This window comes from Enterobacter cloacae complex sp. IR5458 (assembly GCF_049238025.1).
GTDB classification, from domain to species: domain Bacteria; phylum Pseudomonadota; class Gammaproteobacteria; order Enterobacterales; family Enterobacteriaceae; genus Enterobacter; species Enterobacter kobei.
This window is the reverse complement of record NZ_JBMKIF010000012.1, coordinates 80,598-93,003: the sequence shown is the minus strand read 5'-3', so window position 1 is coordinate 93,003 and position 12,406 is coordinate 80,598. Positions and strand designations below refer to the sequence as shown.

Below are 12,406 nucleotides of genomic sequence, written 5' to 3'. Positions count from 1 at the left end.
AAGTTGTGTCTTTCTGGTGACTTACGCCCTCCGGATGCTTGAAAATAGCCGCAATACCCATACGATGTGGGTAATCGCATAGTGCGCTTTGTTAAACTGAGGTTAAAAGAAAATTATGATGCGAATCGCGCTCTTCCTGCTCACCAACCTGGCGGTGATGGTGGTTTTCGGGCTCGTGCTAAGCCTGACAGGAATTCAGTCGAGCAGCGTTCAGGGTCTGTTGATTATGGCGCTGCTGTTTGGTTTTGGTGGCTCGTTCATTTCCCTGCTGATGTCAAAGTGGATGGCGCTGAAATCCGTCGGCGGTGAGGTGATTGAGCAGCCGCGTAACGATATGGAACAGTGGCTGATGAATACGGTGGCTCAGCAATCCCGTCAGGCCGGGATCGCCATGCCGCAGGTGGCCATTTATCATGCGCCCGATATTAACGCGTTTGCCACGGGTGCCCGTCGTGATGCATCGCTGGTTGCTGTCAGCACCGGGTTGCTGCAAAACATGAGCCGTGACGAAGCCGAAGCGGTCATCGCTCACGAAATCAGCCATATTGCCAACGGCGACATGGTGACCATGACGCTGATTCAGGGCGTGGTGAACACCTTCGTTATCTTTATCTCCCGTATCCTGGCGCAGATTGCGGCGGGCTTTATGGGCGGCAACCGTGATGAAGGTGAAGAGAGCAACGGTAACCCGCTGATCTACTTCGCCGTGTCGATGGTGCTGGAACTGGTGTTCGGTATTCTGGCGAGTATTATCACCATGTGGTTCTCGCGCCACCGTGAATTCCACGCGGATGCCGGCTCTGCGAAACTGGTGGGACGCGAGAAGATGATTGCTGCCCTGCAGCGCCTGAAAACCAGCTACGAGCCGCAGGAAGCGAACAGCATGATGGCCTTCTGCATCAACGGTAAATCAAAGTCGCTCAGTGAGCTGTTTATGTCTCACCCGCCGCTGGATAAACGTATTGAAGCGCTGCGCAGTGGGGAATACCTGAAGTAACGCGAAGCGTCACAATAAGCCGGGCAGGCGTATTCTCCGCCCGGCTTTTTTTATGCCTGAACCCTGGGCTGGGTAACGCGCAGACCGCTGACGATGGCCGCGAGGGTGGCAAGCGCGCCGGCGGTGAGCAGCGCAACGTGGTTACCGTTTTGCCCGGCAAGGTTAAACATCAGGGCAACCAGCGCCGCGCCGCTGCTTTGCCCCAGAAGGCGCGCAGTTCCCAACATCCCGCTGGCGCCGCCACTGCGGTGACGGGGCGCAGAGGTGATGATGGTGTGATTATTGGGGGACTGAAACAGGCCGAACCCCGCACCACAGAGGATCATGCGCCAGACGATGTCCAGATCGCTGGGTGATGACGGTAACAGTGCCAGCGCGAAAAGGCCGGTTGCCATGACGGCCAGTCCCACCGCACCCAACAAACCGGCATGGATACGTTCAATTAAGTAACCCGCCAGCGGCGCCATCACCATCGTCGCCAGTGGCCAGGGCGTTAGCAGCAGCCCGGTCTCCACCTCCGAACGTCCTACCACGCTTTGCAGAAAGAAGGGCAGAGAAACCAGCGCCAGCATCTGAGCGCAGAACGAGCAAATGGACGTACAGATGGAGAGCGAAAAGAGGGGGATACGCAGCAGATCTACCGGCAGCAAAGGAACGGGCAGGGCGAGCTGACGGCGAACAAAGAAGAATCCTGTTACCAGCAGGGCGATAAGCTCGATGCCGGTAAGCGCCATGGATTGCCCCTGAGCAAAGCCGCTCAGGGCTGTAATCAGCAGACCAAAGGTCAGTGCATTCATCACTGCGCTGGGGACGTCAAAACGCGGCATGGTACTTTTGGGGCCGTTAGCAGGAAGAAAACGCAGGGCAAAGAAGATAGCCACGATACCCAGCGGCACGTTTATGGCAAAGAGCCATTGCCATGAGGCGACAGAAAGTATGGCTGCTGCAATTGTTGGTCCGGCGGCGGAGGAAACCGCGACAATAAACGAGTTTATCCCCATCCCGCGTCCAAGGTGGCGCTGCGGATAGATCAAGCGGATCAATGCCGTATTTACACTCATCAGCGCCGCACCGCCAAAGCCCTGCGCTATGCGCGCCAGCGTCAGCGTGTGCAATGAGTCAGACAGGGCGCATAACAGCGAGGTAAAGGTGAACACCACCAGGCCGCACTGATAGACCCGACGGTGGCCGAACATGTCGCCGAGGAAAGAGAAGGAGAGCAGGGAAATCACAATCGCAATCTGATAGGCGTTAACAATCCATATCGAGCTGGCCGGGGAGGCCTGCAGGTCGCTGGCGATAGTGGGCAGGGCAACGTTCGCAATCGCGCCATCGAGGACGGCCATTGAGATCCCAATAATAATCGTAGCAATGGCGCCGTACCGCAAGGGCAAAGGCAGACCATCGGAAAGGTTCTTTTCCATTGGGGATAAAAAGCTCAGGGTGAAATTATTCTCAGGGTAATGATTCTAGCACTGTCAACGCCGTTATATGTCGCAGATTTGTAACGAAACAAACGCGCATTGATTGCAGGTAACATCACAGGAATTTATAATAAAAACCGGTTCTGATTTTTATAAAACACTCTCTATGAGGTGGTAAATGGCAATTGCGGATTTGGATAAACAGCCAGATTCTGTTTCTTCCGTGCTGAAGGTGTTTGGCATCTTACAGGCGCTCGGAGAAGAGCGTGAAATTGGTATTACAGAGTTGTCGCAGCGTGTGATGATGTCGAAAAGCACCGTTTACCGCTTTTTGCAAACCATGAAGTCACTGGGTTATGTAGCGCAGGAAGGAGAGTCTGAAAAATACTCTCTGACGCTAAAGCTGTTCGAACTGGGTGCCCGGGCGCTGCAAAACGTTGATTTGATCCGCAGCGCGGACATTCAGATGCGTGAGATCTCCCGTCTGACCAAAGAGACCATCCACCTGGGTGCACTGGATGAAGACAGCATTGTTTACATCCATAAAATCGACTCCATGTACAACCTGCGTATGTATTCGCGCATTGGCCGCCGCAACCCGCTTTATAGCACGGCAATTGGCAAGGTTCTGCTGGCGTGGCGCGATCGCGAAGAGGTGAAGCAGATCCTTGATGGTGTGGAATATAAACGCAGTACGGAACGAACCATTACCAATACTGATGAACTGTTAACGGTACTCGACAAGGTGCGTGAACAAGGATACGGCGAAGATAACGAAGAGCAGGAAGAAGGGCTGCGCTGCATCGGCGTTCCGGTGTTTGACCGTTTTGGCGTGGTGATCGCGGGTTTAAGTATCTCTTTCCCAACCCTGCGCTTCTCAGAAGAGCGTCTGCACGAGTATGTGGCTATTCTGCACACTGCCGCGCGTAAGATTTCCGAGCAGATGGGCTATCACGACTATCCCTTTTAACGCGTTTTAGCATAAAAAAACGCCGCATTTTCTGCGGCGTTTTTCGTCAGTGGTTAACCAGGCCAGTTAGCCATTATCAACCACGACGGACATCTTTCTCAGTACCGGGCAGTTGGTTAAACCAATGATGCCGCTATCAGAATGGAGATACTGCGCCGTGCTTACGCCTTGTGCTGTTACGTACTTACACTGAATACCTAAGCCTGCTGCATTTTCGGTGCTTCCCACAAGCACACCGTAGCCGGTTAACAAAAGTCCAATCCAGAGTATCGCCAGTACTATAATCGTTCGAATGATTACGCGCATTGTTACCTCTTTTATCGTTGTTATCATGAGGCTAGCCTAAACGGTTTACGTAATGAAACAAGTGCAGGATTCTGAAAAAGACCTGATGTTGGTACAGTTAGTCCTTGTTTAAGGTCACCGTGATAACCTGGCTGTATCAGGTCTTTAGACGGAGTGTGGAGTGAAAAAAATACGCTGGGTGATTCTGATTGTCGTACTGATAGCGTGCGTGGTGTTATGGACGCAGACGATCAATGTGATGTGCGATCAGGATGTACAGTTTTTTAGCGGCGTTTGCGCAATCAATAAGTTTATCCCGTGGTAGCACGCATTTTTTCTTAAGGTGATTTCCTTCCTTCGCACCAGTGGTAAAATAGGCGTTTTTATTGAGGTGGTGAAATGGGTGAGTTACTGAACTCAGGGTTGCTGAATGTAGCATCCCTGATGATCTCTTTGGTTGTTCTGCTGGTGGGTCTGGTCATTTGGTTTTTCGTGAACCGTGCCAGTTCCCGTACAAACGAGCAGATTGAACTGCTGGAAGCGCTGCTCGATCAGCAAAAGCGTCAGAATGCGCTGCTGCGTCGTCTGTGCGAGGCTAACGAACCGGAAGGGAAAGACGAGTCAAAAGAGGCTGTCGCTGAAAACAACCAGGATCAGGACGATTTTATCCGTCTGGTGGCTGAGCGCTGATTGCCGTGTCCCGGGAGGGACTGTGGTCTGGTTCAGTCCAGGTGTAATCCCTCCCTGAAAACGCGTTAAGTGGTAAGGCAGATAATTTAGCACCAGTTAATAGTACTTTCAGGATACTGAAAACTGGCGATTATTTATCCTTATAAACGAAGCGATGAATTGTTGCATATATTCTGTATGTATCTACGCTCAAAAATGTTTTATTTTTATCGAAACGTTTTGCTTGCCTTGTTTTGATGCAGCGTCATAAAAATTTCATTATTTTGGTGCATAACCCTCCTTATTACCTGCTGCATTTTAATACAGTTCGGTGCGGATTATTAACATTGAGTTTTTCCTGAAACAATACGCCCCCGTTGCAATGATTTAAGCATAAGTTTTCACAATTTGTTCTAACTCAATCAATTCCGAAGATTTCTTTTCACGGTTGCTGGACGCATTGTAATGATTGAGCTATGTTAAAAAAGTCTTAGATTACAGTGCTTGCGAAAGCATCGTAGAGCCTGTGTAAGGGCGTTAAGCTGTCTGTGTGTATCGCGCATAATTGTGCAAATCCTTACAGACAGTGTTCGAATTTGTGCGGCGGATCGAGACATGTTTAAAAATGGCTTGCCATATTAAACATAGTGTGTGATAACACGTTTTGGGTCAAACGAGGTACAGTTCTGTTTATGTGTGGCATTTTCAGTAAAGAAGTCCTGAGTAAACACGTTGTCGTTGAATACCGCTTCTCTGCCGAACCTTATATTAGTGCCTCATGCAGTAATGTCTCAGTTTTATCTCAGTCAATGCCTGCGGGCTAAGAAAACACTCTAAGGAATTTTGCAAATGGCAAAGATTAAAGGTCAAGTTAAGTGGTTCAACGAGTCTAAAGGTTTTGGTTTCATTACTCCTGCTGACGGCAGCAAAGACGTGTTCGTACACTTCTCTGCAATCCAGGGTAACGGCTTCAAAACTCTGGCTGAAGGCCAGAACGTTGAGTTCGAAATTCAGGACGGCCAGAAAGGCCCAGCTGCAGTTAACGTAACTGCTATCTGATCGAACCGCTGCTGACTGAAGCGCGTAGCACTTCAATCTCAGACATAAAGCCTCGCACAATGCGGGGCTTTTTTATGCCCTTATCTTTCAAAATATGACTATCCTCTGTCTCGTTAGCAACTTGTTGCAAAGCTGCGAGGTTAGAAGCACAGTTTCGCCTCCCTCAGCGCATCTTTTCCCGTTAAATCAGAGCGTTGTTTAACAGCTCTGGGGTTCAGGTGAAAAAGAAATTAATTATGAGCGCTGGCAATTTCACACCAGCGCGTTTTGCGCTGCTCTGTTTTGCTATTTTCTGCAGTCTGGCTTTTTTACTGGGTCGTGTTGCCTGGCTACAAATCATCAAACCAGACAACCTGGTGAAGCAGGAAGATATGCGATCGCTGCGTCAGCTGACGATTGATGCTCCACGAGGGATGATCACGGATCGTGAAGGCCGACCTCTGGCGGTCAGCGTGCCCGTCAGAGCCGTATGGGCCGACCCTAAAACGGTACTCGCAAAAGGGGGCGTTGGTTTTGACGATCGCTGGCAGGCGCTTGCGAGCGCGCTTCATCTCTCCCTGAATACCCTCTCTTCGCGCATTAACGCCAATCCCAAGGGCCGGTTCATTTACCTGGCTCGTCAGGTTGATCCTGCGCAGGCCAAATGGATTGATAAACTGAATTTGCCGGGAATTAACCTGCGTGATGAATCGCGCCGTTTTTACCCGGCAGGCCACGTGGCGGCCAATCTGATTGGCTTCACCAATATTGACGGGCAGGGCATTGAAGGGGTGGAAAAAAGCTTTAATACTCAGCTGACGGGTAAAGCGGGTGTCCGACAGGTAAGGGAGGATCGCTACGGCCGGGTGGTTGAAAACCTGACGGAAGTTGCGCCCACGCCAGCGCATAACATTCAGCTCAGCATCGACGAGCGGCTACAGACCATTACCGAAGACGCGCTGGATAATGCCGTGGCCTGGAATAAGGCCGAGTCAGGGGCATCGGTATTGATCAATATCCCAACCGGCGAAATACTCGCCATGGCGAGTTACCCGGACTTCAACCCCAATAACCGGGAAGGCGCGACAATTAACGATTTTCGTAACCGGGCTATTAGCGATACGTTCGAACCCGGTTCGACCGTTAAACCGCTGGTGCTGATGACGGCGCTGCAGCAGGGGCTGGTCCAGCCGGACAGCGTGATTGACACCCATCCTTATACACTTGATGGACACCGTATTCGCGACGTGGGCTACTACCCGGAGCTGACGATGACCGGGATCCTGCAGAAATCGAGCGATACCGGAGTCTCCCGGCTCTCGCTGGCGATGCCCATACAGCACCTTCTTGATACCTACCGGAACTTTGGTTTTGGCACGAACACGGGTCTTGGCTTAACGGGGGAGAGCGCGGGCCTGTTGCCACAGCGTAAGTACTGGAGCCAGCTCGACCGCGCGACCTTTGCCTTCGGCTATGGCCTGATGGTGACGCCGCTCCAGCTTGCCCACGTCTATGCGACGATTGGCGGATTTGGACTGGAGCGTCCCCTGTCGATCACCCGCGTCGATCCCCCCGTTATCGGGCACCGCGTTATGCCGGAGGAGATCGCGCATGAGGTGGAGCATATGATGGAGAGCGTTGCGCTACCCGGTGGCGGTGGCGTTAAGGCCGCGGTGCGTGATTACCGCGTGGCGGTAAAAACCGGTACGGCGAAGAAGATTGATGACAGCGGCAAATATGTCGATAAATATGTCGCCTATACCGCGGGCGTCGCGCCTGCGAGCGATCCGCGTTTTGCGCTGGTCGTGGTGATTAACGAGCCTCAAAACGGGGCGTACTACGGTGGAGCGGTTTCAGCGCCGGTTTTCAGCGAAATCATGGGCAACGTGCTGCGCCTGGAGAATATAAAACCTGATGGCCTCCCGGCCGGTTCTGACCACCTTATCGTCATGCGGTAATCCAGCCGTTTTATAGCGGGGCGAATAGCGGTACACTTCGCGCTTTGGTTTATGCCCCGGAGTTGCCATGTCCTTCAGTTGCCCCCTTTGTCATGCGTCGCTGATGCGCTCAGATAAAAGTTATCGTTGTCCGCAGGGACATCAGTTTGATATGGCGAAAGAAGGATATGTGAATCTTCTGCCGGTGCAGCATAAGCGCTCCCGCGATCCGGGCGATAGTGCGGAGATGATGCAGGCACGCCGTGCATTTCTCGATGCCGGACACTATCTGCCGCTGCGGGAGACAGTTGCGCAGATGCTGGATGATATGTTGCCTGATTCGGCGTCCGCCATGCTGGATATCGGTTGTGGAGAAGGATACTACACCGCGCGGTTTGCGGAAGTGGTGCGTGAGAAGGGGGCCTTAACATTCGGTCTCGACGTGTCGAAAGTGGCCATTCGCGCGGCGGCAAAGCGTTACGCGGACGTGACGTTCTGCGTGGCATCCAGCCACCGGCTGCCGTTTGACGATGCCAGCATGGATGCTGTTATCCGCATTTATGCGCCCTGCAAGGCGGAAGAGCTGGCTCGCGTGGTGAAGCCGGGCGGATGGGTCATCACCGTCACGCCGGGCCCGCGTCATCTGATGGAGCTGAAAGGGCTCATCTATGATGACGTGCGTCTGCATGCCCCCCATTCTGAACAGCTGGCCGGTTTTACGCTGAAGCAGGAGAAGTCAGTGGCGTATCAAATGGATCTGGAGGGGCAGGAGGCGGTAGCACTGTTGCAGATGACGCCGTTCGCGTGGCGGGCAAAACCGGAAGTTTGGGCGGCGCTAGCGGCCCGGACGACGTTTAGCTGCCAGACAGATTTCAGTATCCATGTCTGGCAGCGCGACGCTTAACCCGCGAAGTGTGCCCAGAGGATCTGGGCACCAATGCCGATCAAAACGATACCGCCTAAGATCTCGGCGCGTTTACCCAGTAGCGGGCCGATAAAGCGTCCGACCATTATGCCCAGCGTGGACATAATCAGTGTTGCACAGCCAATGGCCAGCGCAGTGGCGATAATGTTAACCTGCAGGAAAGCCAGACCCACCCCGACGGCCATGGCGTCAAGGCTTGTGGCGATAGCGGTTGTCACCAGCAGCCAGAATCCATGGCGGTATTGCGGTTCCGCATCTTCATCATCCCCGCCGCGAAAACCCTCGATGACCATTCGGCCACCGAGAAACACCAGCAGAACGAACGCGATCCAGTGATTCCACTCGAGCACGAACTGGCTGGCGAGCATACCCAGACCCCAACCGATGAGCGGTGTCAGCGTTTCGATGGCGCCAAAAATCAGCCCGGTACGCAGTGCTTCTGAGAATCTAGGTTTGTGGAGCGTGGCACCCTTGCCAATGGAGGCGGCAAAAGCGTCCATGGACATGCCAAAAGCGAGAAGGATCGTAGCGGAGATATTCATAACAGCGTCCAGACCGGGGATATCCATATGACACATCACTGCCCCCAGTAAACAGCAGTTGATGTATCTATGGTCTCGCCTGATCTCTTTTGCACCGTAAGCGTGCTGAAAGCGATCCGTACGTGCCACGTTTTTCAACGAGTATGTTGACACGTACATTTCCTGCGTGCAGGAAATCGGCTACTCCCCAACGACGGGCGCAACCTTAACATATTTTGAGAATATAAAACAACATCGAGGAAGGCTTAATTTACTCGCTTTCTTGATAACGATTTTCATTTAGGTTTATGCGTGAAAATATCGTTAATGAATATAAGTAAAAAGAGGATAGCAGATATAGCAACGGCTATATTCGTGGTGAGAAAATAGCGTAATATATAGCCGATGCTATAAATTTAACTCATTGAGTTTTAAGGATTAATGTGTATATTTTCTCAAGGTCATCAATATTCTTGACCCGGATGAGCAGGCGGCGTTGTTCTAATTGCATCACTAACACACCGTCTTCGGATAAATTCATCTCTTTAATGCGGTTATATTCTATCCATACGTTGGCGAAGAAGAATCCGTGTTTTTTAAAAATGAGTTTTGGCGAACGGATCCAGAAAAGGTAAATCGCCATTAATGCCAGCGCACATAATAACCATGTGGTTAATATTGCACCGTGGCTGGTGACGTTATTGTAGATCAGAATGACCACCAGACCCGCGAAGATAAACGCATCAATGCGTCCGCGGCGTAAGAGGGGAAGGGTCAGTAGCGTCTCGCCGTGGCGGCGAGGCATAATGAACTCGTCATAGATAGCGTAAGCCAGAAGGGCAACAATAAATAAAACCAGTACGATGTCCGTGACAGTCATTCATCCTCCGGATAACCGATAAAAAACCGGGGGCAAGCCCCCGGCGTCTCACGTTACTGCTTTACAGACCCAGCAGGCCGACAGCGTAGCCCGCGATACCGATGACGAAGAAGCCAACGATGATCCACAGCGGGTTCACCTTCTTACGCAGCAGCCACATACAGGCGAAGGTCAACAGCAGCGGTACCAGGCCCGGCATCAGCTGATCCAGGATAGTCTGCACGGTGGTGACGCGGGTCTGACCATCCTGGCCGGTGATGGTCGATACCACCAGCGGGATGTTCACGTGCGTCCACTTGTTCACCAGTGCCCCCATCACAAACAGGCCCAGGATTGACGCCCCCTCGGTCAGTTTCTGCAGGAAGCCGCCGCCCATATCCTTAACAATATCCACGCCCTTGCGGTAGCCGTAGGCCACGCCGTAGTAACGTGTCAGCAGTCGCACTGCGTTGAACAGGATAAAGAACAGCAGAGGACCGAGCAGGCTGCCGCTCATGGCGATCCCCGCCCCCAGTGCTGCAAAGACCGGACGAACCGTACCCCAGAAGATAGGGTCACCTACACCGGCCAGAGGACCCATCAGACCGACTTTGATACCGTTGATCGCACCATCGTCAATCTCTGCGCCGTTGGCACGCTGCTCTTCCATCGCCAGCGTTACGCCCAGAACCGGCGCGGCTACATATGGATGGGTGTTGAAGAATTCCAGGTGACGCTTAATCGCCTGACGTCGTGCTTCGTTATTTTCCGGGTACAGGCGCTTGATCGCCGGTACCATGGAGAAGCAGAAGCCCAGCGCCTGCATACGTTCGAAGTTCCATGAACCCTGAAACAGGTTAGAACGGATGAACACGCCACGAATATCACCCGGAGTGAGTTTTTTCTCGGTGGTAGTTTTTGTCATATCAACCATTTCGCTCACCTGTTAGTCCAGTTCGTTATCGAGATCGTTGTTACCAGCAGCCTGCGCTGGGGCACCCGCAACGCGGTTATATTTCGGGCTGAGCTGGATGTAGAGAATTGCCATGACGGCACCAATGACACCCAGTGCAACCAGGTTGAAGTTGGTGAATGCTGCGGTCACGAAGCCGAGGTAGAAGAACGGCATCAGGTAGCCTGCGCGCATCATGTTAATGACCATCGCATAACCAACGACCACGATCATACCGCCCGCGATGTTCAGACCGCCGGTGACCACTTCTGGAATGGCGTTCAGCATGCTCTGGACTTCACTGGTACCGACTGAGATCGCAACGATAACCGCCGGAATGGCGATACGCATCGCCTGCAGGAACAGGGATGAAACGTGGATCCAGGAGAGTGCCGTGAGGTTGCCGTTTTCGGCCGCCTTATCCGCCGCGTGCTGGAAAGCAACGGTGATGGTACGTACGATAATGGTCAGAACCTGGCCTGCTGCGGCCAGAGGGATGGCCAGAGCGATACCTGCACCGATACTCTGATGACCGGCAATAACCAGAACGGTCGAAATGATGGAGGCCAGCGCGGCATCTGGCGCAACGGCAGCACCGATGTTCATCCAGCCGAGGGCGATCATTTCCAGCGTACCCCCGATGATGATACCGGTTTTCATATCACCCAGTACGGCACCAATCAACGTACAGGCCACCAGAGGACGGTGGAACTGAAATTCATCAAGTACGGATTCCATACCCGCAATACATGCGACGACGAACACCAGCACAATCTGAAGAGTGGTAATCTCCATTGTACTTCTCCTATTACATAAGCTTTATGTGAAAAACCGGCGCGGGCTTATTTCCCAACTTTACCGATCAAATCCATCATTTTCAGTTTCTGGTCAGTGGAAACTTTACGGGCTTCCAGCTCAATACCGCGCGCATTCAGCTTGTTGAATGCCTCGATATCTTTCGCATCGACTGAAATGGCGTTGTTGACCTGCGTTTTGCCCTGACGGAACGCCATACCCCCAATGTTCACGGAGGTGATTTTCACGCCGCCTTCAACAATGCGCTCAACGTCTGTCGGGTTAGTAAACAGCAGCATTACGCGTTCACCCGCGTATTTCGGGTTGTTGTAAACGCGGATCATCTTGGCGACATCCACCACGTGCGCGGTGACGCCAGGAGGAGCAACCTGAGTCAGAAGGGTTTTACGTACTGTGTCGGCGGCAACTTCGTCGCTGACGACGATAATGCGGCGAACGTTGGTCTCTTTAGTCCAGCGCGTTGCCACCTGGCCGTGGATTAAGCGGTCATCAATACGTGCAAGGCCGATGACCATATAATCATTCGGACCCATGGGTTTTGCCGGTGTAGCCACTTTCGGTGCTGCTGCCGCGGGAGCGGGTTTCTCAACCGGCTGTGCTTTCAGGGCTTTCACGCCTTCACGGCCCGTTTCAACCGCCAGGGCGACAAGCTCATCAAACGTCGGGTTGTCGTCGCGCGCCATAAAGGTTTCCACCAGCATGGGAATATTAACGCCGGCGACGACTTCATAATGCTCTTTATCGACGACAATACGGCTGGCAGCATTGAACGGGCTGCCGCCCCATGTATCAACGAGAAACAGCACGCCTTTGCTGGTATCCAGCTTCGAGAGTTGAGCGTTGTACTTTTCAATCAGCGTCTCGGCGTTTTCACCGGGAACGAAATCGATCCAGCCGACGTTTTCCTGCTCGCCCAACAGCATCTCTGCCGTTTTGAGTAGCTGCTCAGCAGCCCAACCATGTGTGCCTATGACAATAGCAATGGTCACTTGCTACCTCCTTTTATTATCATT

The 12,406-nt window shown here is 52.7% G+C and carries 14 protein-coding genes, 1 pseudogene and 1 riboswitch; of the genes and pseudogenes, 8 read left to right on the top strand and 7 right to left on the bottom strand.

Annotation, left to right across the window (positions count from 1 at the left end; genetic code table 11):
- Positions 1 to 115 precede the first annotated feature (115 nt).
- Positions 116 to 997, top strand: coding sequence for a protease HtpX (gene htpX / locus ACOTYN_RS12170; RefSeq protein ID WP_014884290.1), 882 nt, complete (start codon positions 116 to 118; stop codon positions 995 to 997).
- A gap of 50 nt (positions 998 to 1,047) precedes the next feature.
- On the opposite strand, the gene ACOTYN_RS12165 is transcribed toward htpX, so the two are convergent.
- Positions 1,048 to 2,421: an MFS transporter gene (locus tag ACOTYN_RS12165; RefSeq protein WP_014884289.1), complete on the bottom strand. Its 1,374-nt coding sequence runs from the start codon at positions 2,419 to 2,421 to the stop codon at positions 1,048 to 1,050.
- 178 nt (positions 2,422 to 2,599) lie between these two features.
- Between ACOTYN_RS12165 and kdgR the strand changes: the two genes are divergently transcribed.
- Positions 2,600 to 3,391: a DNA-binding transcriptional regulator KdgR gene (gene kdgR / locus ACOTYN_RS12160; protein WP_014884288.1), complete on the top strand. Its 792-nt coding sequence runs from the start codon at positions 2,600 to 2,602 to the stop codon at positions 3,389 to 3,391.
- 66 nt (positions 3,392 to 3,457) lie between these two features.
- On the opposite strand, the gene ACOTYN_RS12155 is transcribed toward kdgR, so the two are convergent.
- On the bottom strand, positions 3,458 to 3,697 hold the full coding sequence (locus tag ACOTYN_RS12155) for a YobH family protein (protein ID WP_014884287.1): 240 nt from the start codon (positions 3,695 to 3,697) through the stop codon (positions 3,458 to 3,460).
- Positions 3,698 to 3,857: 160 nt separating this feature from the next.
- On the opposite strand from ACOTYN_RS12155, the gene mgrB reads away from it, so the two are divergent.
- The 6 genes and pseudogenes from mgrB (at position 3,858) to rlmA (ending at position 8,224) form a co-directional block, all read left to right on the top strand.
- Positions 3,858 to 4,001 carry a PhoP/PhoQ regulator MgrB gene (gene mgrB / locus ACOTYN_RS12150; RefSeq protein WP_014884286.1) on the top strand — a complete coding sequence of 48 codons (144 nt, stop codon included), beginning with the start codon at positions 3,858 to 3,860 and terminating at the stop codon, positions 3,999 to 4,001.
- A 74-nt stretch (positions 4,002 to 4,075) separates the two neighbouring features.
- Positions 4,076 to 4,366: a YebO family protein gene (locus ACOTYN_RS12145; protein WP_014884285.1), complete on the top strand. Its 291-nt coding sequence runs from the start codon at positions 4,076 to 4,078 to the stop codon at positions 4,364 to 4,366.
- A gap of 671 nt (positions 4,367 to 5,037) precedes the next feature.
- Positions 5,038 to 5,182 (top strand): annotated as a pseudogene (locus ACOTYN_RS12140) (DUF2627 domain-containing protein).
- A gap of 12 nt (positions 5,183 to 5,194) precedes the next feature.
- On the top strand, positions 5,195 to 5,404 hold the full coding sequence (gene cspE / locus ACOTYN_RS12135) for a transcription antiterminator/RNA stability regulator CspE (RefSeq protein ID WP_001062678.1): 210 nt from the start codon (positions 5,195 to 5,197) through the stop codon (positions 5,402 to 5,404).
- 218 nt (positions 5,405 to 5,622) lie between these two features.
- Positions 5,623 to 7,341, top strand: coding sequence for a peptidoglycan glycosyltransferase FtsI (ftsI, locus tag ACOTYN_RS12130; protein WP_332956931.1), 1,719 nt, complete (start codon positions 5,623 to 5,625; stop codon positions 7,339 to 7,341).
- 67 nt (positions 7,342 to 7,408) lie between these two features.
- Positions 7,409 to 8,224 carry a 23S rRNA (guanine(745)-N(1))-methyltransferase gene (gene rlmA, locus ACOTYN_RS12125; protein WP_058690978.1) on the top strand — a complete coding sequence of 272 codons (816 nt, stop codon included), beginning with the start codon at positions 7,409 to 7,411 and terminating at the stop codon, positions 8,222 to 8,224.
- Here rlmA and mntP read toward each other — a convergent pair.
- The 5 genes from mntP to manX form a co-directional block, all read right to left on the bottom strand.
- Positions 8,221 to 8,787 carry a manganese efflux pump MntP gene (gene mntP / locus ACOTYN_RS12120; protein WP_332956933.1) on the bottom strand — a complete coding sequence of 189 codons (567 nt, stop codon included), beginning with the start codon at positions 8,785 to 8,787 and terminating at the stop codon, positions 8,221 to 8,223. The genes rlmA and mntP overlap by 4 nt on opposite strands.
- A 10-nt stretch (positions 8,788 to 8,797) precedes the next feature.
- A riboswitch (yybP-ykoY riboswitch) is annotated at positions 8,798 to 8,988 on the bottom strand.
- Positions 8,989 to 9,187: 199 nt separating this feature from the next.
- Complete coding sequence (locus ACOTYN_RS12115; RefSeq protein WP_332956935.1) at positions 9,188 to 9,646, bottom strand: DUF986 family protein; 459 nt, start codon at positions 9,644 to 9,646, stop codon at positions 9,188 to 9,190.
- 61 nt (positions 9,647 to 9,707) lie between these two features.
- Positions 9,708 to 10,559: a PTS mannose transporter subunit IID gene (locus tag ACOTYN_RS12110; RefSeq protein ID WP_006810994.1), complete on the bottom strand. Its 852-nt coding sequence runs from the start codon at positions 10,557 to 10,559 to the stop codon at positions 9,708 to 9,710.
- 12 nt (positions 10,560 to 10,571) lie between these two features.
- The gene (gene manY, locus ACOTYN_RS12105; protein ID WP_008500490.1) at positions 10,572 to 11,372 is read right to left on the bottom strand and encodes a PTS mannose transporter subunit IIC; all 801 of its coding nucleotides are present in this window, start codon (positions 11,370 to 11,372) and stop codon (positions 10,572 to 10,574) included.
- Between the two features lie 47 nt (positions 11,373 to 11,419).
- Positions 11,420 to 12,382 (bottom strand): PTS mannose transporter subunit IIAB, encoded by a 963-nt coding sequence (gene manX / locus ACOTYN_RS12100; RefSeq protein ID WP_014884279.1) that lies wholly within the window; start codon positions 12,380 to 12,382, stop codon positions 11,420 to 11,422.
- Positions 12,383 to 12,406 lie beyond the last annotated feature (24 nt).

Bases quoted from the DNA above. Each gene is read 5' to 3' on its own strand.
- htpX (WP_014884290.1), top strand. From the start codon at position 116: ATGATGCGAATCGCGCTCTTCCTGCTCACCAACCTGGCGGTGATGGTG.
- ACOTYN_RS12165 (WP_014884289.1), bottom strand. From the start codon at position 2,421: ATGGAAAAGAACCTTTCCGATGGTCTGCCTTTGCCCTTGCGGTACGGC.
- kdgR (WP_014884288.1), top strand. From the start codon at position 2,600: ATGGCAATTGCGGATTTGGATAAACAGCCAGATTCTGTTTCTTCCGTG.
- ACOTYN_RS12155 (WP_014884287.1), bottom strand. From the start codon at position 3,697: ATGCGCGTAATCATTCGAACGATTATAGTACTGGCGATACTCTGGATT.
- ACOTYN_RS12145 (WP_014884285.1), top strand. From the start codon at position 4,076: ATGGGTGAGTTACTGAACTCAGGGTTGCTGAATGTAGCATCCCTGATG.
- cspE (WP_001062678.1), top strand. From the start codon at position 5,195: ATGGCAAAGATTAAAGGTCAAGTTAAGTGGTTCAACGAGTCTAAAGGT.
- rlmA (WP_058690978.1), top strand. From the start codon at position 7,409: ATGTCCTTCAGTTGCCCCCTTTGTCATGCGTCGCTGATGCGCTCAGAT.
- mntP (WP_332956933.1), bottom strand. From the start codon at position 8,787: ATGAATATCTCCGCTACGATCCTTCTCGCTTTTGGCATGTCCATGGAC.
- ACOTYN_RS12115 (WP_332956935.1), bottom strand. From the start codon at position 9,646: ATGACTGTCACGGACATCGTACTGGTTTTATTTATTGTTGCCCTTCTG.
- ACOTYN_RS12110 (WP_006810994.1), bottom strand. From the start codon at position 10,559: ATGGTTGATATGACAAAAACTACCACCGAGAAAAAACTCACTCCGGGT.
- manY (WP_008500490.1), bottom strand. From the start codon at position 11,372: ATGGAGATTACCACTCTTCAGATTGTGCTGGTGTTCGTCGTCGCATGT.